This is a genomic window from Hungatella hominis (genome assembly GCF_014288005.1).
Classification (GTDB): domain Bacteria; phylum Bacillota; class Clostridia; order Lachnospirales; family Lachnospiraceae; genus Hungatella; species Hungatella effluvii.
In genome coordinates this window covers 95,331-113,278 of record NZ_JACOPB010000011.1, presented here as the reverse complement: position 1 = coordinate 113,278, position 17,948 = coordinate 95,331, and the positions used below count along the sequence as shown (strand labels likewise).

At 50.3% G+C, this 17,948-nt stretch carries 19 protein-coding genes and 1 pseudogene; 16 read left to right on the top strand and 4 right to left on the bottom strand.

Going from position 1 to position 17,948, the window contains the following annotated elements; genetic code table 11:
• The first annotated feature begins 5 nt into the window (after positions 1 to 5).
• From H8S75_RS21060 to H8S75_RS21040, 5 genes are all read left to right on the top strand, one after another.
• Positions 6 to 920, top strand: a complete 915-nt coding sequence (locus H8S75_RS21060; protein ID WP_187023257.1) for an AraC family transcriptional regulator — start codon at positions 6 to 8, stop codon at positions 918 to 920.
• 119 nt (positions 921 to 1,039) lie between these two features.
• Positions 1,040 to 1,279, top strand: a complete 240-nt coding sequence (locus H8S75_RS21055) for a ribonuclease HII (protein ID WP_187023256.1) — start codon at positions 1,040 to 1,042, stop codon at positions 1,277 to 1,279.
• A 271-nt stretch (positions 1,280 to 1,550) separates the two neighbouring features.
• Entirely contained in the window at positions 1,551 to 2,429 is an 879-nt protein-coding gene (locus H8S75_RS21050; RefSeq protein ID WP_187023255.1) for a helix-turn-helix transcriptional regulator, read from the top strand.
• Positions 2,430 to 2,561: 132 nt separating this feature from the next.
• Positions 2,562 to 4,226, top strand: a complete 1,665-nt coding sequence (locus tag H8S75_RS21045) for a methyl-accepting chemotaxis protein (protein WP_187023254.1) — start codon at positions 2,562 to 2,564, stop codon at positions 4,224 to 4,226.
• Positions 4,227 to 4,245: 19 nt separating this feature from the next.
• Positions 4,246 to 4,611: an ACT domain-containing protein gene (locus tag H8S75_RS21040; RefSeq protein WP_002601387.1), complete on the top strand. Its 366-nt coding sequence runs from the start codon at positions 4,246 to 4,248 to the stop codon at positions 4,609 to 4,611.
• A 409-nt stretch (positions 4,612 to 5,020) separates the two neighbouring features.
• Here H8S75_RS21040 and H8S75_RS21035 read toward each other — a convergent pair whose 3' ends face one another.
• The 3 genes from H8S75_RS21035 to H8S75_RS21025 are packed head-to-tail and all read right to left on the bottom strand — an operon-like array spanning position 5,021 to position 6,181.
• Positions 5,021 to 5,551 (bottom strand): hypothetical protein, encoded by a 531-nt coding sequence (locus H8S75_RS21035; RefSeq protein WP_187023253.1) that lies wholly within the window; start codon positions 5,549 to 5,551, stop codon positions 5,021 to 5,023.
• Positions 5,533 to 5,859 (bottom strand): hypothetical protein, encoded by a 327-nt coding sequence (locus H8S75_RS21030; RefSeq protein WP_187023252.1) that lies wholly within the window; start codon positions 5,857 to 5,859, stop codon positions 5,533 to 5,535. The genes H8S75_RS21035 and H8S75_RS21030 overlap by 19 nt, the downstream gene beginning before the upstream one ends.
• Positions 5,837 to 6,181, bottom strand: coding sequence for an HXXEE domain-containing protein (locus H8S75_RS21025; RefSeq protein WP_187023251.1), 345 nt, complete (start codon positions 6,179 to 6,181; stop codon positions 5,837 to 5,839). The genes H8S75_RS21030 and H8S75_RS21025 overlap by 23 nt, the downstream gene beginning before the upstream one ends.
• A gap of 211 nt (positions 6,182 to 6,392) precedes the next feature.
• On the opposite strand from H8S75_RS21025, the gene H8S75_RS21020 reads away from it, so the two are divergent.
• The 10 genes and pseudogenes from H8S75_RS21020 (at position 6,393) to H8S75_RS20975 (ending at position 15,778) form a co-directional block, all read left to right on the top strand.
• Entirely contained in the window at positions 6,393 to 6,998 is a 606-nt protein-coding gene (locus H8S75_RS21020) for a TetR/AcrR family transcriptional regulator (RefSeq protein ID WP_187023250.1), read from the top strand.
• Positions 6,999 to 7,036: 38 nt separating this feature from the next.
• Positions 7,037 to 7,399 (top strand): hypothetical protein, encoded by a 363-nt coding sequence (locus H8S75_RS21015; RefSeq protein ID WP_187023249.1) that lies wholly within the window; start codon positions 7,037 to 7,039, stop codon positions 7,397 to 7,399.
• Between the two features lie 83 nt (positions 7,400 to 7,482).
• Positions 7,483 to 7,932, top strand: a pseudogene (locus tag H8S75_RS21010) (RNA polymerase sigma factor); the annotation flags it as partial.
• 188 nt (positions 7,933 to 8,120) lie between these two features.
• On the top strand, positions 8,121 to 9,116 hold the full coding sequence (locus H8S75_RS21005) for a zf-HC2 domain-containing protein (protein ID WP_187023248.1): 996 nt from the start codon (positions 8,121 to 8,123) through the stop codon (positions 9,114 to 9,116).
• Positions 9,117 to 9,118: 2 nt separating this feature from the next.
• On the top strand, positions 9,119 to 9,868 hold the full coding sequence (locus H8S75_RS21000; protein WP_187023247.1) for a class I SAM-dependent methyltransferase: 750 nt from the start codon (positions 9,119 to 9,121) through the stop codon (positions 9,866 to 9,868).
• Between the two features lie 51 nt (positions 9,869 to 9,919).
• Positions 9,920 to 10,627 carry a DUF5131 family protein gene (locus tag H8S75_RS20995; protein WP_187023246.1) on the top strand — a complete coding sequence of 236 codons (708 nt, stop codon included), beginning with the start codon at positions 9,920 to 9,922 and terminating at the stop codon, positions 10,625 to 10,627.
• Between the two features lie 41 nt (positions 10,628 to 10,668).
• Complete coding sequence (locus H8S75_RS20990) at positions 10,669 to 11,355, top strand: response regulator transcription factor (protein ID WP_187023245.1); 687 nt, start codon at positions 10,669 to 10,671, stop codon at positions 11,353 to 11,355.
• Positions 11,342 to 12,349 carry a sensor histidine kinase gene (locus H8S75_RS20985; protein ID WP_187023244.1) on the top strand — a complete coding sequence of 336 codons (1,008 nt, stop codon included), beginning with the start codon at positions 11,342 to 11,344 and terminating at the stop codon, positions 12,347 to 12,349. The genes H8S75_RS20990 and H8S75_RS20985 overlap by 14 nt, the downstream gene beginning before the upstream one ends.
• A gap of 82 nt (positions 12,350 to 12,431) precedes the next feature.
• Positions 12,432 to 13,112: an ABC transporter ATP-binding protein gene (locus H8S75_RS20980; protein ID WP_002601366.1), complete on the top strand. Its 681-nt coding sequence runs from the start codon at positions 12,432 to 12,434 to the stop codon at positions 13,110 to 13,112.
• 2 nt (positions 13,113 to 13,114) lie between these two features.
• Entirely contained in the window at positions 13,115 to 15,778 is a 2,664-nt protein-coding gene (locus tag H8S75_RS20975) for an ABC transporter permease (RefSeq protein ID WP_187023313.1), read from the top strand.
• Between the two features lie 104 nt (positions 15,779 to 15,882).
• Here H8S75_RS20975 and H8S75_RS20970 read toward each other — a convergent pair whose 3' ends face one another.
• On the bottom strand, positions 15,883 to 16,905 hold the full coding sequence (locus H8S75_RS20970) for a PTS sugar transporter subunit IIC (protein WP_187023243.1): 1,023 nt from the start codon (positions 16,903 to 16,905) through the stop codon (positions 15,883 to 15,885).
• Between the two features lie 439 nt (positions 16,906 to 17,344).
• Here H8S75_RS20970 and H8S75_RS20965 point away from each other — a divergent pair, with 439 nt between their 5' ends.
• Positions 17,345 to 17,914: a ferritin-like domain-containing protein gene (locus H8S75_RS20965; protein ID WP_025529219.1), complete on the top strand. Its 570-nt coding sequence runs from the start codon at positions 17,345 to 17,347 to the stop codon at positions 17,912 to 17,914.
• Positions 17,915 to 17,948 lie beyond the last annotated feature (34 nt).

Below are 17,948 nucleotides of genomic sequence, written 5' to 3'. Positions count from 1 at the left end.
TCACCATGAAAGTTATCCATACTGTAGAATTAAAGCCGGGAAGCTATGAAGAGCAGCTGCCTGATTTTTCGCCGGATTTTCCTTATATCGCTTCCTATGTGGAACTGGAGAAGCATCTGGGGAAGCAGTCGCCGTGGCATTGGCATAAGGAAGTCGAACTGTTTTATATGAAAGAGGGGGCGGTGGAGTATGTCACACCCCAGGGGAAGATCATCCTCCCACAGGGCTCCGCCGGCTTCGTCAACTCCAATGTACTCCACATGTCGCGGGTGAAGGAGGGGGAGAAGACGTCGGTTTCCATGATTCATATTTTCGATCCGCTGCTGGTGAGCGGGCAGACGGGAAGCCGGATTGACCAGAAATACGTGCGGCCGCTGGTCACAGCCCCTGGTATCGAGATGATCGGGCTTTATCCGGACCGGCCGGAGCACGCGGAGTTCCTTGGGATTCTCCGGGAATCGTTTGAACTTTCGGAGGATGAGTATGGTTACGAGATCCGCCTGCGGGCCCTTCTCTCGGAGCTGTGGTGCCGTCTGCTTGCGATCGCAGAGCCACTTTTCGGTGATGGCGCCCAGGGCAGCAGGCCGAGTGAAAAGATTAAGATGATGATGGTGTATATCCATGAACACTGCGCGGATAAGATTTCGGTGGCAGAGCTTGCGGCAGCCGCCTATATCAGCGAGAGGGAGTGCTTCCGCACGTTTCATGACTGCCTGAAGATGACGCCAGTGGAATATATGACAGATTACCGCTTACAGAAGGCGTGCCACATGCTGGCGGAAGGGGATGACTCCGTCACCAGGATATGTCAGTCCTGCGGACTGGGAAGCAGCAGCTATTTCGGAAAGGTATTCCGGGAACGCATCGGATGCAGTCCCATGGAGTACCGAAGCAAATGGCGGAATTATGATATAGATTGACAGTAAGATGATATTTTCCTGAAATAAACTGCACTATAATGATATTGTAAAGAGAAGACAACAGATCAGACAGTGCAGGTGTCCGGCGTGCCGGACGGTTTTATTCAGGAGGGATAGATATGATGAAACTCAGGATTTTAGATATGAAGGAATTTTTGAAAGCTGTCAATGAATGTACGGGGCCCGTTTATATGGTGGACTCTGATGGAAGAAAAGAAAATATAAACAATGAATACGGAATCCAGGCGAAGCTTCAGGCGGAATATCAGAGGAACAGGAAGATTCTGAGTCTGTGCCTGGAGGTTCCCACACCAGCGGATTACCTGAACATTGTGAATTATTATGTGGGCGACTGCTGAGCGCCGCCATGGAATTCAACGAAACGGCCCGATGTGCTGAAATGGCACACCGGGCTGTTTTGAAATACGCCCGGTAATTCAGTGCAGAGGGCGGCTGTATCAGAATTCCGTTCAGCAAAAAAGGTCGAGAGTATTTTTCTGATTTTTTGTATGATAAGCGTGTCAGATACATCAGAAAGTTCGTGAAGAAACTTTTTAGGTGAAGATGACAAAATAGCACGCAAGCGGTTTCAAGACGCCCGCTGGGTGCACAGAACAGGAGGAGACAGTTATGAAGGAACAGGTGGAAGCGGTTCAGAGGATGCAGGACTATATTCAGGAGCATTTAAGGGAGACGGTTACGCTGGCTGATTTATCCAGGGTATCGCTGTTCTCGCCATGGCATTCCTACCGTTTGTTCCGGCAGTGGACGAACCAGACTCCGGCCGACTATATCAGGCGGCTGCGCCTCTCCGAATCCGCACTGAAATTGAGAGACGAGCAGTGCAGAATCGCAGACGTGGCGTTTGAGTATGGGTTCGGCAGCGTGGATGGATACCAGAGGGCGTTCTTCCGGGAGTTTGGCTGCAATCCGCGTGAATACGCCGGGAATCCGATTCCATTGTATCTGTTTACCCCGTATGGCGTCAAATACAGAGAGATCAGAAAGGAATGGAATGCAATGGAAAATGTGAAAAATGTGTTTATTCAGGCAATTGACAAACCAGAGCGCAAAGTGATTATCAAGAGAGGGGTGAAGGCGGAGGACTACTTCCCCTACTGTGAAGAGGTGGGCTGCGATGTCTGGGGACTCTTAACCAGCATGAAATCCCTCTGCGGGGAACCTGTATGCCTCTGGCTTCCGGAGGCCTTGCGTAAGCCTGGGACCTCAGTCTATGTACAGGGCGTGGAGGTCACCATGGATTACGACGGTCCGGTTCCGGAGGGCTTCGATGTGATCGAACTCCCTGCGGCCAAATACCTCATGTTCCAGGGGGAAACCTTTGAGGAAGAAGACTACTGCGCAGCGATCGAGGCGGTTCAGACAGCGATAAAGAGATACGAACCGTCGGCCGCGGGATACCGGTGGGACAGCGAAAATCCCCGGATTCAGCTGGAACCGGTCGGTACAAGAGGATATATTGAACTGCTTCCGGTGAAAAAACTGTAAAAACAGGCCGTTCTTCCTGGAATTGAAAGCCCTTTCAAAGTTCTTGACAGACATAAGCCCTCGTGATATGTTTAAGCAGAATATTTCTTATTAACAGAAAGGAAGAGGAAATTAATTCCAGGAGGGCCACGTATGGAGCGCCATAAAAAGTCACTGAAACTAGGCGCCAGATTCAGTATTCTGGCTGGTGCCCTGCTGTGTGCGAGCACAGCTATTGTTATTACTCTCTGTGGAATCATTTTCCACAGGCAGTTCATGGACATGCTGAAGGCGGAATGTGTGCAGGGAACGAATCTGCTGATTTATGAGCTTTCGAAGGCGGAAAACGGGGATCGGGACAGGACGCAGCTTCTCGATGAACTGAAGGCTCAGACCGGTTACGAGTATACGATCTTTCAGGGAGATAAGCGGACAGCCACCACGATCATAAAGGCTGGAGAGCGCGTCACCGGAACGACGCTGGATCCGGCTGTTGCGAAGATAGTCCTTTCAGAGGGGAAATCATTTGTAGGAGAGACCCCGATCCTGGGTGTACCCCATGTCTGCTCCTATGTACCGCTGTATGGAGTGGAGGGGACGATTGAAGGGCTCATTTTTTCGGGAGTCTCGAGTTATGAGGCGAAGTCCACGATGTATCGGGCGCTGTGGGCCATGGGGCTTGCGGGGCTGATCTGCGCGGCGGTGGGCGTTGGACTGATTCTGTTTTTTACGAAGAGGGCCATATCGCTTCCCTTCGCCAGCCTCAGGAAGTTTGCCCGCACGGTGGAACATGGAGATTTTGGAATTGCCTCTAATACTCCTGTGGTATCTGGAATTACGTCGGGAGATGAGATCGGAGAGCTGGCAGGAACCTTTGAACTTACCGTAAAGCGGCTGAGAGAGTATATTGGAGAGCTGGCATACGTGCTGGAACGGATTTCGGCCAATGACCTGACGGTGAGTCCCACACTGGATTACGTCGGGGATTTCAGCTCCATCCGGGAATCTCTGGTTCATATTACGCTGCGGTTAAATCATACGCTGGAAGAGATCGTCCGGTCGTCCGCCCAGGTGGCAGATGGTGCCGGTATGGTGGCAGACGGCGCCATGACGCTGAGTGAGGGGGCCCAGGAACAGGCCGCTTCGGTGGAGGAACTGGCGGCGACGCTGGAAGCCGCCTCGGATGAGGTTGACAGTACGGCTCGCAACGCGGGCGAGGCCAGTCTCGTCTCCCAGGACGCGGTCCGGGTGCTGGAGGCGGGAAAGGCTCAGATGGAACAGCTGACGGCCGCCATGAATGATATCACACACGCTTCCGAAGAGATTGAGCGAATCACAAAGGTGATCGAGGATATTGCCCTGCAGACGAATCTGCTGGCGCTGAACGCTGCCGTCGAAGCCGCGCGGGCCGGGGAGGCGGGCAGAGGCTTTTCCGTGGTTGCGGAGGAAGTGAGGAGTCTGGCGGGGAAGAGCTCCGCGGCTTCCAGGGATACGGCGAAGCTGATCGAGAATGCCAACACGGCGGTCAGAAAGGGCAGAGAGATCGCCGCTGCCACAGCCGAAGCTATGGAGCAGGGCGTGTCTGCTTCCAATCAGGCGATGGGACTGGTGCGTGAGATATCGGCCGCGTCGGCCCAGCAGGCGGAGCACATCAGGCTCTTACGCGGCGGCATGGAACAGATTGCCGAGATCGTGCAGTCCAATTCGGCAACCGCCGAGGAGGAAGCGGCGGCCAGCCAGACGCTCTCCGCCGAAGCGAGAAGACTAGACAGTATAGTGGCTGCCTTTCAGCTCAAACGTGATAATATGATGAAATAAGGTGACAGGAGGAAGTTACATGGAAATAAAGCTTTTAAACGACGATTTCTCGGTTTGTAAAATCCGGGACCTGTCAGGAGTCAATCTGACGGATTCGTTTTATTTTATCGGGAAAACGGATGAGGAATTATCACTGGTGTGCAGAACGGAGCATGTTCCGGAGGAGACGACGGACAGAGAGGATGGCTGGAAGGCATTTCGGATCGAGGGAGTGCTGGATTTTTCCCTGATTGGAATCCTGGCGGATATATCGGCAGTCCTGGCGAAGCATTCGATCGGTATTTTCGTTGTTTCCACGTATAACACCGATTACGTTCTGACGAAGAAAGAAGATTTCCTGCGGGCGGCGGAAGCGCTCGCGGAGAAGGGCTATCTGGTAAAATAGGGAAAGGGGCGGCGGACGCGAGTCTGCCGCCCCTTTCTCACAGGGCAAAATAATATATTAAGACAATGAAAAAGGATCAGCCGGGGGAGCTGGTCCTTTTTTCGGAGAAGGTATTTCGTTTCTTATGGGGTGTAGCAAAAACTATATAATGTATTGGGGGGGGGGTTACAATTATTAATATACACCATAATCCCTACAAAAGTGTTCACAAACTTCAGGAAATTTCAAAGATAAAATTGTGCGTTTTACCAGTAAAAAAATATTGATTGTCGGAAATGGATAAAAATCCACTGATTTTATTGACTGGGATCCGTCATTTAGACGCTTTACAGAGGCTGGCTTCCAGTTTGTATTTGATGAGTATTCGCGTCGGTTGTATTGCCATTCTCGTATTTTGCTGCTCAGAGTGTCAAGTGATCATTAAAGAAAGAAACTTTTCTATTTCTGCCTGAGCCAGTTCAAAGCCGCCGACCTGACAGTACTGTTCTCCGCCTTCCAGCGCAGTAAATATCCGGCTAGTGACAGAGGAGTCATGCGTTATTTTCCAGTTTAGGTCCAGGTCAGACTCCATTTTCCGCCGTATCAGGGAATTGATAAGCTCTCTCCTCCCGGTTAATAAAAGCAGCCGGAGAACAGTTCCTTTTAACGGTGAGAGACGGTGAATGGCCTTTACCGGTTTTTCCCACTCGTAAGTAAAGACGAGGCCATTTTTTCTCGCTTGTCCCTGCCCCGGCCCTTCAAATAATAAGATGGTATAGCCTTTATCCGGATATTCTTTTAGGAGCGGATAGAATACTTCCGTAAAGGAATCGTAGCCGCCGTGAATCAGGATAACACCCCGCTCATTTTTTGCCGAAGATCGGTTAGGAGGGCTTACAATGTCTGACGAACAGAGATGAGGGGCACTTCCCGGTCTGGCTTTTAAGCGGATTGCAGGCACTCTTCTTTTCGGACTGATGTATCGGGGAGGTAAAATTCTGCCATGCGGTAATAAGCGGCTGCATGTTTGAAACGCTGCTCCGTGCGGGCTTTTTCAGCTGCGGCCCACCAGGTGGCCGACCAACTTTCCATATCGGTGATTTTGGAAGCCGCTGCCGTTATCTCGGCCAGTGTCCGGGCATTTTGATCGGCCAGTGTCCGGGCGTTTTCGTCTGTCTGTGACGGCAGTGCAGGTTCAGATAGGACGGACATCAGCGCGCGGTTGATCTGAAAATTCATCTGTTCATCATCGGAAAAAAGAAGAAACATAGTCTGTAAACACCTCCCCGCATCGATGAAGCAGTTTCATATTGACTGCAGCCACTACGGTTCCGGCGGCCAGGAAGCCAAGCCACAATTCATAGTGTCCCGTAAAGTAACCGAACGCCGATACAAAGGTTAGAAGCAGCAATTGCTTGCAGACAGCGATCGAGAAGCTTTCCGTATTGAAAAATGTGCCGAATGGGACGAAACGTACCCGAATAAATTGTTTCTTTAGAGCCTCACTGCTTTTCCGTGGGATAGCAAGAATGATCTCTTCCATATCATGGAGAATAAATAGCAGCGGCAGCAGCCATACAATTGCTTTCATAAATAATCATCTCCTTTCCCACCGATTGTAAGGGGGCCGGAAAAAAGTTTCAATCACCAGATAGAACGGAAGTTATAGGAAAAGCAATAAAATGCGACAAGCAGTTGTTTAACCATACGGAATGTGCTATTCTGCTCGTATCAAGCAGCTATTCTTGCACGTAAGCGGCCAAAAGATGTCCGCTAAACGCTCATAGCGAGGAGGAAATGACATGAATCAGCAGGATTTGCGTGTGATTAAAACGAAGAAAAACATAGAACAGTCATTTCTGCGGCTGCTGGAAAAGAGGTCCTTTTCCGAGATCACGGTGCAGAATATTCTGGACGAGGCGCTGATCAACCGATCAACCTTTTACAAACACTATTCAGACAAATACGATTTGGCCAGACTGCTGTCGAACCGGATGTTTCAGGAGTTTCAGCTTATGCTGGAAAACCGTTTTAATGCATCGCAGAACAGGGAAGTTTATGAGACCATCGATATGATTTACGAGGTGCTGTATGATAAGCGGGAAGCATTTCTGAATCTTTGGAAAATACATACGGATGAGGTTAATCTGGAGAACGAGATGGCGGATTATTTAAAGCACCGGTTTATTGCTGCCTACAGTTCAGGATTTATCGGCAATGCCACCCAAATGGATTATTTGTCCGGAACCTACGCGGCTCTGACCATGTCGTCCTTAAAATGGTGTCTGAATCATGACTATGATACGGTGCGTGAGGTAGTTCCGCCCTTTGTCCGCAATATCCTTCTGGCAATGCAGGAGTTCCAGCAGTCGGGGGAGGAGGGGCAGCAGACAAAACAGGATTTATAACAACTATAACATAAATGCAAAGAACAGGGAGAGAAACTATGAAATATTTTGGAGCAGGACTGGGTGAAGTGCATAAGGAACTGGGGAAGATTATACGGAAGGCAGATTGTCTGGCTGATGCCAGGCGTCTGTTTTCAGAGCTTCATGGCGCCCTGCATCTTTCGGAGGTGTCGGGGGGCGAGGAGAATGAGCTGGACCGGCTGACCGGAGACCTGGAGGACCCGGAGTATGCGGTGATGGTGACATCAAAGGATGAGACGATCGCATGGGCACTCTGGCATATAGCCAGGCTGGAGGATTTGACCATGAATCTTCTGGTCTCCGGAGGGGAGCAGGTATGGAACAGGGAGTGGGCCCGGTGTCTGGGAACAGCAGATACGGTCGAAGAAAAAGTTTTATAGAAGCTAAATGAAAAAAATTGTAACTGGCCTGTAACGAATCGGGTTTCTGCAACACTAATTAACAGAGAGGAGGAAACACATATATGGATTCCATGGAACAGATCTATTTATCACACGCCAAAACAGTATATGCCTTTCTCCTGACGAAGACACAGAACCCGGATCTGGCGGAGGAACTGACCCAGGAAACATTCTATCAGGCGGTGAAAAGCATCCATAAATTCAAAGAGCAGAGCAGTGTATCTACCTGGCTCTGCGGCATTGCCCGGAACGTATGGTTCGATCATCTGCGGAAGCAGAAGGGCAGGGCCGATTTCGAGGAAGCGGAAGAGATTGCAGTCCCTTCCGCGGAGGAGGAAGTGTTCTGTTCCTGGGATCAGCTTTCGGTCATGAAGCTGCTTCATCATCTGGAGGACCCCATGCGGGAGGTGATGTATCTGCGCCTGACCGGCAGTCTGACCTTTGGCCAGATCGGAGAGATCATGGGGAAGAGCGAGAACTGGGCGAGAGTGACTTTCTATCGGGGAAAGAAGAGCACTCTCGGAAACTCCTTTGCACTCATCTTTGTGGCTGATTTTCCGCCATATGCACACAAATTTATTCAACGTACACACCGTGTACGCCTCGTAAATTTGTGCACATCTGACGAAAAATCATCTCACAAATCTGAGCACAAGGAGTTTCCGAGAGTACTCAAGAATTGTAAAGGAGGCGAAGGAAAATGAAACAGAACATACCCTGTGAAATGATCCGCGATCTTCTTCCGCTGTATGTGGAAGGGCTGACGTCCGAGGAGAGCGGCAGGCAGATCGAGGCGCATATGGAGAACTGTGAGGACTGCCGCGGCCGGTATCTGCGGATGAAAGAGGACCTTGGACGTGAAACGGATGTAAAACGAAAAGAAAATGAACGGGAAATTGATTATTTGAAAAAAATCAGGAAGAGCAATCTGCGAAAAGTACTTTTAGGCATTGGCTCCGCATTTGCCGTAGTCCTGCTGGCCCTGTTTTTAAAGCTGTTTGTCATCGGATACCCGGTTGATTCCTATCTGGTGACGTATGCAAATGTGAACGAACACATGCTGGCGGTCGGAGGTGTCTTTTACGATTCCGCCTCTGTGTACCGGAGGTATAAACTGGTTGGAGAGGATGATGGAAATACAAAAATGGTGATCTATGCGTGTCTGCCGTCTGTCTGGAACAGGAGCGGAGTATTTAACCTGAACATTGATTTAACGGAGGTGGGAACGGATCTTTCCATCAATGGAATGAGTGTGAAGCAGGACGGAACCATTGTAAGCAGGCAGGCAAATGAATTATTCGCCGCGAAGCATCCGTATGTGGGAGATATGTCCGCCAACGGCAGAGTCGCACAGCTGCTCGGAATCGGCAGGGCGCTTGGCAGCTTTAAAAATGAGCTTCAGACTTCGGAGGAACCGTTTGGATGGACATTGAACTTTGAGAACAGCGCGGCGAATTCGGCTGTGTTTGAAGAGCAAATGAAGGGATACGCCTGTGTTCTGATGGCTCTGACCGGAAATCTGGGAGAGGTCAATTGGACTTACACGGTCGAACTGGAAGACGGGCCGCAGGTAAGACAGGGGACCATGACCAGGGAGGCCTGTTCTGAGTGGGCGGGAGAACCCATTGAGACATTTGCAGAGAGTCCGGAAGCGGTTCAGAGGCTGCTTGATCTGACTGGTGTGACGAAGGAGTAAATATGGAATTAAAGAAAAATTATTATGGCAGTTTGTGTACGGAAATGTACGAGATTTTGCATGAAAAGGCGCCGCAGGATGAGTTGGAATTTTATCTTTCATACGCCGAAAAAGAAATGTCAATTTTAGAGCCCTTATGCGGAAGCGGGAGATTCCTGATCCCGTTTCTGGAAAAAGGGTATCAGATCAAAGGTGTCGATAATTCCAGGGAAATGCTTGAAAAACTGAAGCAAAAAGCACCGGATTCCATGGTAGAACAGAACGATATAGAGAAATATCAGACGCAGGAGAGCTTTGATTACATTTTTATCTCATCAGGTTCCGTATCCTTGTTTACGGATATGGAGTCCTGTAAAAGCATTTTAAGCAAGATGAAGACCCTGTTAAAAAAAGGCGGAAAATTTGTTTTCGCAGTCGATACGACGGCAAACCGCTGCCCCGATACCGATGAGTATAAGGAGTCAATATCGGTCAGAACCAAAGAAAATTACGAGTTAGTTCTTAAAACAAAGAGTTATTTCGATGAGACAAGCCATACACAGTTTGGACCGGGACTTTATGAATTATATTGCGGTACGGAATTATTGCAGGAGGAGCGGATGGATTTTCAGACGCATCTCTATGAATTGGGAGAAATGGAATCGATTCTGAAAGAAATCGGATTTACAACGGTTCTCGTATATTCATCCTTTGAAAAAGAGATAGCTGAAGATAACTGCTCGGAAATGTTTTTGTATGAGTGCAGCTTCTGATAATTTAAAATGACTTAGTGAAAACTCTCAGTAAGAACAGGAGGAACCAGGATGGCTGTCTGGAATCCGTGGCGTGGGTGCCACCGGCACAGCGAGGGCTGCAAATACTGCTATATTCACAAAGGCGATGCAAGAAAAGGGATCAATACGGCCGAGGTGATCCGTACGGATAAATTCTTTGCGCCCATCGAGAAAAAGAAGAACGGTGAATACAAAATGAAGCCGGGCCAGGTGGTATATCTCTGCTTCCAGTCCGATTTTCTGGTTGACGAGGCTGATGCGTGGCGGGAAGAATGCTGGAAGATGATTCGTCAGAGAACGGACCTGCATTTTCTCTTTCTGACGAAACGTATTGAACGGTTTATGCAGTGTATTCCTCCCGACTGGGAAAATGGATATGACAATGTGACGGTATGCTGTACAGTAGAAAATCAGGCCAGGGCCGATGAACGGCTTTCCATCTTTTCCGGCCTTCCGATCAGGCATAAAAATATCATCTGCCAGCCGCTGATTGAAAGGATCGATATACGTCCGTATTTATCCGGGGTTGAACTGGTGGTGGCCGGCGGCGAATCCGACCGGAATGCGCGGCCCCTGGATTATGAGTGGGTGCTCTGGCTGAGGCAGCAGTGTATGGAAAACGGGATTCATTTTGAATTCAGGCAGTGCGGGACTCATTTTATCAAGGACGGCAAACGGTACACGCTGGCGGTGAAGGACTTGGGAAGCCAGGCGCGCAAGGCAGGGATCGATATCTAGTGCCGGCCGATGAAGCTATGGAAAGATTGGAGGAATGACGAATGCCGCGGATATTTTTGGTAGAGGATGACAGGGAGATTGCGAAAAACCTTATGCTTCTGCTGCGCTCGGAGGGATTTACGGTCACCCACGCCCCCACGCGGGAGGAAGCATTTGCCGCAGCAGACGGCAATAAATTTGATCTGGCGCTGATTGATATTGCGCTGCCCGATGGAAATGGTTTTACCGTATATACAAAGATCAAGGAGACCCAGGATATTCCAGTGATCTTTCTGACTGCCTCGGGCGATGAGACGAGTGTTGTCACAGGGCTTAATATGGGGGCTGACGACTATATTACCAAGCCTTTCCGCCCGCGGGAGCTGATCGCGCGGATCGGGGCTGCGCTGCGAAAAAATGGGCGCAGCGGGGCGGCATTTGAAATCGGCGGGCTTTCCGTCGATATGGCGGGCGGCGTTGTGAAAAAAAACGGCCGCGAGGTTTTCCTCTCAGCGCTGGAGTACCGTTTACTGCTGGTGTTTGTTAATAATCCCAGGAGTATTATCACGAGAAGCAGGCTGCTTGATGAATTGTGGGATGCGGCGGGCGAATTTGTCAATGATAATACATTGACTGTGTATATCAAGCGGCTGCGGGAGAAGATAGAGGATGATCCTGCAAATCCGCAGATTATTCTGACTGTCCGCGGAACCGGGTATCGATTGGGGGGCGGAAATGTTTCGGAATAAGGAGTTTCGGCAGTTTGTCATGGTGTTCGTCCTGACGGCAGCCGTCACGGCAGCACTTGGATTTACCATCAATACGGCGGCCGGAATTCTTACCGCCGTTTCAACTTCTGTCTTCGGCATCGCCTTTTTCCTGTTTACGAAAGCCCGATACAGGAGTATCGCACGGCTTTCCAATCAGATCGATCTCGTGCTGCACAATGCCGACCGTCTGGATCTCGACGAACTGGAAGAGGGCGAGCTGTCTATTCTCCACAGCGAAATAACGAAAATGCTGCTGCGCATTCGGGAGCAGAACGAGGCACTGAAAAATGAAAAAATGCATCTTGCCGATTCGCTTGCCGATATCGCCCATCAGCTCCGCACACCTCTTACGTCTGCAAACTTAACGCTTTCCCTGCTGGAGAAAAATCCGGATGAAAACGAGCGGAGGGCCTTTATTCGGGAAACAGAGGAACTGCTGGTGCGCATGGACTGGCTGATCACGTCTTTGCTTAAATTGTCCCGTCTGGACGCGGGCGTTGTGGTATTTCAACGAGAGCCGGTTGACGTAAACGGCCTCATAAGCACGGCTCTCCGGCCGCTGCTGATCCCTATGGAACTGCATGGGATTGTGGTGCAGAGAGAGGTGCGTGCAGATGCAAAGACGGCATTCCCCGTAATCGTTCAGGGCGACCCCGGCTGGCTGGCGGAGGCAGTACAGAACATCCTTAAAAACTGTATGGAAAGCGCGGGGGATCACGGAACGATTGCGATTGACTGTACGGATACGGTTCTGTTCACTGAGATTACGATTCATGACAGCGGCGCGGGATTTGAAAAAGAAGCTCTGCCTCACATATTTGAGCGGTTTTACAGCGGAAAAAGCGCAAACAGGGCGGGATATGGGATCGGGCTGGCTCTCTGCAGGATGATTATCATCCGGCAGGGAGGGACGATTACTGCAAAGAATCATCCGCAGGGAGGCGCGGTATTTACCATCCGTTTTCCAAAGTGACGGATCTCTCACTGAAAAGTCACAGAGATGTAAGGTGAATTCTCTATTATATGAGTATACCATGAGGAAGGAGGCTCACATAATGGAGCTTTTAAAAATTGATAATCTATGCAAGGTCTACGGCAGGGGTGAAAATCAGGTTACTGCCCTTGACCACGTTTCACTCACAATCGAAAAGGGCGAGTTTGCCGCGATCATCGGCCCCTCCGGCTCCGGCAAATCGACACTGCTCCACATCATCGGCGGCGTGGACGTGCCGACCAGCGGAAAGGTGTATTTAGACGGGCAGGATGTGTATGCGGGAAACAGTGAAAAGCTGGCCATTTTCCGCAGGCGGCAGGTGGGGCTGATCTACCAGTTTCACAACCTCATTCCCACCCTGAATGTGGTGGAGAATATTACCTTGCCCATCCTGATGGACAAAAGGAAGGTCAATGAGGAACGACTGGAGGAATTGCTGGAAATGCTCGGTCTGAAAGACCGGAGAACGCATTTGCCTAATCAGCTGTCCGGGGGGCAGCAGCAGCGGGTATCCGTTGGGCGCGCGCTGATGAATGCGCCGTCTGTCTGCCTGGCCGACGAACCGACAGGCAGTCTGGACAGCCACAACGGCCATGAGATCATCAATCTGCTGAAATTAAGCAACAAAAAATACCGGCAGACCCTCATCGTCGTCACGCATGATGAAAATATCGCCCTGCAGGCAGACCGCATCATCGGTATCTCGGATGGTAAGGTAGTGCGGGATGAGAGGATGGTGTGATGATGAATATCTTTCACAAGGTCACCCTGCAGAGCATGAAAAAGAGCCGCACGCGGACAATTGTCACCGTGATCGGGGTAATTCTGTCCGCGGCTATGATCACGGCTGTCACGACGTTCTCCGTTTCTCTGCTGAACTACATGATTAAGGGCGCAACCGTGAAATATGGCGGATGGCACGTCGAGTTTTTGGATGTTGATTCCTCGTTCGCGGAGGCGCGGGCCAGGGACGCCGGAGTGGCTGGCACAGCGATATCCGAAAATATTGGCTATGCGGAGCTGAAAGGCGGGAAAAATCCCAACAAGCCCTATCTCTTTATTGCGGGATTCAGCAAAGAGGCTTTTGACACGGTTCCCATTGAGTTACTCTCCGGCAGACTGCCTGAGAACAGCGGGGAGATTCTGGTTCCGGCCCATGTCGCGGCAAACGGCGGCGTTGCTTATGCAGTGGGGGACACACTTTCGCTTGCCATCGGAAGCCGTATGGCTGGGGAAGGCCGTCTCGGCCAGCATGATCCCTTTCCTGCCAGAAATGAGCCGGGGAAGGAAAACGAAACCTTTGTGCCTCGGGAAGAAAGAACCTATACGGTTGTCGGCATCTGCGAAAGACCGGCTTTCGAGGAATTTACTGCGCCGGGTTATACCTTGATAACGACAGAAGATACGACAGAAGATACAGCAGCAGATACAGAAGCAGATACGGCAGCAGGTCAGACGGCAGGCCTGACAGATCAGACGGCCAGCTTAAGCATCTTTGTCACACTGAAAAATCCGGGAAAAGTCCAGGCTTATATTGAAAGGACTGCCGGGCAAAGAGCATATGTCCTGAATGACAATGTGCTGCGTTTTCTGGGGGTGTCCAGCGATCACCTGTTTAACATGCTTTTATATTCCGTCGGCGGAATTTTAATGGTTTTGATTATGACAGGCTCCATTTTTCTGATTTACAATTCCTTTACCATCTCGCTGAACGAACGGACGCGCCAGTTCGGGATTCTGGCATCGGTGGGGGCTACGGCCGGACAGCTGCGGAATTCGGTGCTGTTTGAGGGGCTCTGTATCGGTGCGGCTGGTATTCCCATCGGTATCCTTGTGGGCCTTGGCAGCATTGGCCTTGTAATATCCTTTGTGGCCGAGAAGTTCAAAAACTTCGGCTACAGTGCCGTGTCTCTTTCGCTGACTGTGTCCGGTACAGCCATAGCGGGGGCGGCGGTGATCAGTCTGGTCACAATTCTGTTTGCCGCCTATATTCCGGCCAGGAAAGCGGCGTCCAGACCTGTGATGGAAAGCATACGCCAGACCAATGAGATCAAAATCGAAACGGGAGCCGTGAGAACATCGAAGCTGGCGCAGCGCCTCTGCGGCCTGGAGGGAACGCTGGCTCTGAAAAATTTTAAAAGAAATAAGAAGCGCTGCCGCAGCATCGTGCTTTCCCTCTCTTTAAGCGTCGTTCTGTTTGTATCGGCCAATGCTTTTGGAAGCTGCCTGAATCAGGGAGCGAAGCGGTCCGTGGTAAATACGGATTTTGACATCTGTTTTTCGTCACCGAAAATTGATGAAAATGAATTATTCCGTCTTTACGGCAGGCTTAAAACTGCGGATGGGATCAAAGAAAGCTCTTATCAGGCGCTTATGTCATATTCCTGCGCGGTCAGGGCTGGCGACTTGTCAGACGAATACCGGAAATACATGGGGTATGAGAATCCGGATGAGACAGTCACACTGCCGATAGATATCCAGTTCATTGAGGACAGAGAATTCCGTAATTTTATCGAAAGCCAGGGATTGTCTCCGGAAGAATATACCGGCCAGAATGCGAAAATGATTGCCGTAGCGAAGCAAAAATCAGATGAGACGAAAAGCGGCCGGAGCGGGCTGGTTAATATGTTTGTGGGTGATTCTGTGAGCGGATCGGTCACTCCCGGAGCCGAACCGCCCGGGGAGGTGAAAGGGAATCCATCGGCAGACAAAGAGAAGCAGATAAGTATCACCTTCGTCGATACCATACCTCTCGATACACTTCCAAAGAACTCTTCCGATGTGAAGCCGTTTATCTTTATGATCGTCGCACCATGGCAGCTAAGAGAACAGTTTGTATCTCCGGATGCGGGGGAGATAGTGGGACTGACCTTTCTGGCAGATAAGCCCTCCCAGGTGACGGCGGAGATGTCGGAAATGATTCAGGAAGCGGGAATAGGAACCGATTACACCCTGTATAATGTGAACCGGATGTTTGAAGAAAACCGCAGCATTCTGTTTGTCATTCATGTGTTTACGTATGTTTTTGTGATGATGATTTCGCTGATTGCGGCGGCCAATGTGTTCAATACCATTTCCACCAATATTAAGCTGCGCAGGCGGGAACTCGCCATGCTCCGGTCGATAGGAATGTCTGACCGTGATTTCAATAAGATGATGAATTTTGAGTGTGCCTTCTACGGTATGCGGACGCTGCTGTTTGGGCTGCCGGCGGCGGGAATTTGCTCCTGGCTGATCTACTGCGGCATGGCTGCCGGGGGAGCGGACGTAAGCTTCGTATTTCCTTGGGCAAGTATGGCAGTCAGCGCGTTCAGTGTGTTCTTTATCGTGTTTATCACAATGGTGTTTGCAGTCGGAAAATTAAAGAAAGAGAATATCATTGATGCGCTTCGAGATGATATGGCTTAACAAAAGATCAGGGCCTGGCGGAAAAAGCCAGGCCCTGTTTTGAAAAAAGTTTGGTTGTTTTGTTCTGCAGTGCAGCATGACGTGCGGCAGTAGAGTATGTCGTGCTACAGATCCAGTTTTAAATCCCCTTCCCTGATCCAGCCGGCTTTCCTTAAAAATTCTCCGAAGACCAGCGTCAGAACGGCGGGAAGCAGGAAGCAGACCAGCAGAATTCCGATCCACATTCTGGAACCTCCGCCCATCGCGGTATAGACGCCAATTGGACCAACCAGCCCGCAGGTTCCCATGCCGGAGGCCGTCTCGATGTTTTTCATCTGAAAGATCACAGTGGCGACCGGACCGGTTACGAGGGAGGCCAGCGTGGGCGCAATCCAGATTTTCGGATTCTTTACGATGTTGCCCATCTGGAGCATGGAGGTGCCGAGCCCCTGGGCCAGCAAACCGCCCCAGCCATTTTCCCGGAAGCTTAAAACGGCAAACCCGATCATCTGGGCGCAGCAGCCGGCCGTGGCCGCGCCGCCTGCCAGACCGTCGAGCGCCAGCATAATACAGATAGCGGCGCTGCTGATCGGCAGCGTCAAGGCGATTCCGATGAGGCCGGATACCAGAATTCCCATGAAGAAGGGCTGCATCTCCGTGGCTGTTTTTACCAGATTTCCGAAGGCGGCCATAAAGGCAGCCACACCCGGCCCTACAAACTGAGCGATCAGGACGCCGGAGATGATGGTGACGCCGGGGGTGACGATGATGTCAACCCGGGTTTCCTTCGATACGATTTTTCCGAGTTCCGCTGCCACGACGGTGGCCACCAGTGCGCCGACCGGTCCGCCCAGCTCGTTGCCGGCGATCCCGACGGTAGCGGCGGAGAATAAGACCAGCTGCGGCGCCTTCAGCGCGTAAGCGATCGATACTCCCAGAGCTGCGCCGGTCGCACTTTTTGCGTAGCCCGCAATGGTGCCAAATAACGCGACACCTGTCTTGTCACCCAGCGTTGCAAAGATGGTGCCGATCAGCAGCGAGGCAAATAAGCCAAATGCCATGGCACCCAATGCATCAATGAGATAGGTCTGGACGGTGATGTTGACGTTTTTACGTTTCAAAAACTCTTTCACGCCTGTTTTTTCCATGTTAGAAATCTCCTTTATGTATTTGTCTGTTACAGGTGCACACATTTGGCGAAAATGCCAAAGCAGTTAGTTATGTATTTTACCATAGAATTGGAAAATTGCAAGAATAACATGAAAAAGGACCAGCCGGGGGAGCTGATCCTTTTTTCGGAGAAGGTATTTCGTTTCTTATGGGGTGTAGCAAAAACTATATAATGTATTGGGGGGGTTTACGATTATTAATATAACTCATTCCCACAAAAAAGTGTTCACAAACTTTGGAAAAATCAAAATAAAAAATTGTGCGTTTTACCAGTATAAAAATATTGGTTATAAAAATTAGATAAAAACAGTGTGTGAAGCGGTGGGGATAGGTCATAATATACAAGGTTCTATATCAGGGCTTTTTCTCATAAAGATTACTTAACTACTTTAACAGATCTTTTGAGGAAGCGATTTTATGAATAATACTCCGTATAGTATCCATGCGAATCCGGACTCCATACCGGTTATCCATTCGAACTGGTATCCTCCGGTCGCCGTCACCGAAAAAAATCTTCAGTACGCGCAGATCCTCATGCCGGACTTAGCCGCAGCGGCCAGCGAAATGACCACGGTACACCAATATCTGTATCAGTCCTGGACTGCCGGCAGCAATTATAATAACGAGTCCTGCAAGCCGGATTCCCGCGCCTTACATAAAAACATACGCCGTGTGATCCAGCGCATCGCTGTGGTTGAACAACACCATTTTACCATTATCGGACAGCTCATTACTCTTCTTGGCGGCCAGCCGGAATGCCGTTCGGCGGAGCCGTGTTCGTACTGGCGCGGAAATATGGTAGATTACAGCTGCGATATCCGTACCGTGCTGGCGACAGACGCCGAGTCCGAGAAGTTCGCCGCCCAGGCATATGCCGATCAGTCTCAAAAGATCAAGGACCCTCAGGTATCCAAAATGCTCGCTCGTCTGTCTCTGGACGAGAAGCTGCATTATAAAATATTCAGTGATTTTTTATCGCAAATCTAATCAGAATTGTAGTATATATCGCATTTGAATGTAT

What these genes read in the sequence shown, in the direction of transcription:
- H8S75_RS21060 (WP_187023257.1), top strand. Translation starts at nt 6, where the DNA reads ATGAAAGTTATCCATACTGTAGAATTAAAGCCGGGAAGCTATGAAGAG.
- H8S75_RS21055 (WP_187023256.1), top strand. Translation starts at nt 1,040, where the DNA reads ATGATGAAACTCAGGATTTTAGATATGAAGGAATTTTTGAAAGCTGTC.
- H8S75_RS21050 (WP_187023255.1), top strand. Translation starts at nt 1,551, where the DNA reads ATGAAGGAACAGGTGGAAGCGGTTCAGAGGATGCAGGACTATATTCAG.
- H8S75_RS21045 (WP_187023254.1), top strand. Translation starts at nt 2,562, where the DNA reads ATGGAGCGCCATAAAAAGTCACTGAAACTAGGCGCCAGATTCAGTATT.
- H8S75_RS21040 (WP_002601387.1), top strand. Translation starts at nt 4,246, where the DNA reads ATGGAAATAAAGCTTTTAAACGACGATTTCTCGGTTTGTAAAATCCGG.
- H8S75_RS21030 (WP_187023252.1), bottom strand. Translation starts at nt 5,859, where the DNA reads ATGTTTCTTCTTTTTTCCGATGATGAACAGATGAATTTTCAGATCAAC.
- H8S75_RS21025 (WP_187023251.1), bottom strand. Translation starts at nt 6,181, where the DNA reads ATGAAAGCAATTGTATGGCTGCTGCCGCTGCTATTTATTCTCCATGAT.
- H8S75_RS21020 (WP_187023250.1), top strand. Translation starts at nt 6,393, where the DNA reads ATGAATCAGCAGGATTTGCGTGTGATTAAAACGAAGAAAAACATAGAA.
- H8S75_RS21015 (WP_187023249.1), top strand. Translation starts at nt 7,037, where the DNA reads ATGAAATATTTTGGAGCAGGACTGGGTGAAGTGCATAAGGAACTGGGG.
- H8S75_RS21005 (WP_187023248.1), top strand. Translation starts at nt 8,121, where the DNA reads ATGAAACAGAACATACCCTGTGAAATGATCCGCGATCTTCTTCCGCTG.
- H8S75_RS21000 (WP_187023247.1), top strand. Translation starts at nt 9,119, where the DNA reads ATGGAATTAAAGAAAAATTATTATGGCAGTTTGTGTACGGAAATGTAC.
- H8S75_RS20995 (WP_187023246.1), top strand. Translation starts at nt 9,920, where the DNA reads ATGGCTGTCTGGAATCCGTGGCGTGGGTGCCACCGGCACAGCGAGGGC.
- H8S75_RS20990 (WP_187023245.1), top strand. Translation starts at nt 10,669, where the DNA reads ATGCCGCGGATATTTTTGGTAGAGGATGACAGGGAGATTGCGAAAAAC.
- H8S75_RS20985 (WP_187023244.1), top strand. Translation starts at nt 11,342, where the DNA reads ATGTTTCGGAATAAGGAGTTTCGGCAGTTTGTCATGGTGTTCGTCCTG.
- H8S75_RS20980 (WP_002601366.1), top strand. Translation starts at nt 12,432, where the DNA reads ATGGAGCTTTTAAAAATTGATAATCTATGCAAGGTCTACGGCAGGGGT.
- H8S75_RS20975 (WP_187023313.1), top strand. Translation starts at nt 13,115, where the DNA reads ATGAATATCTTTCACAAGGTCACCCTGCAGAGCATGAAAAAGAGCCGC.
- H8S75_RS20970 (WP_187023243.1), bottom strand. Translation starts at nt 16,905, where the DNA reads ATGGAAAAAACAGGCGTGAAAGAGTTTTTGAAACGTAAAAACGTCAAC.
- H8S75_RS20965 (WP_025529219.1), top strand. Translation starts at nt 17,345, where the DNA reads ATGAATAATACTCCGTATAGTATCCATGCGAATCCGGACTCCATACCG.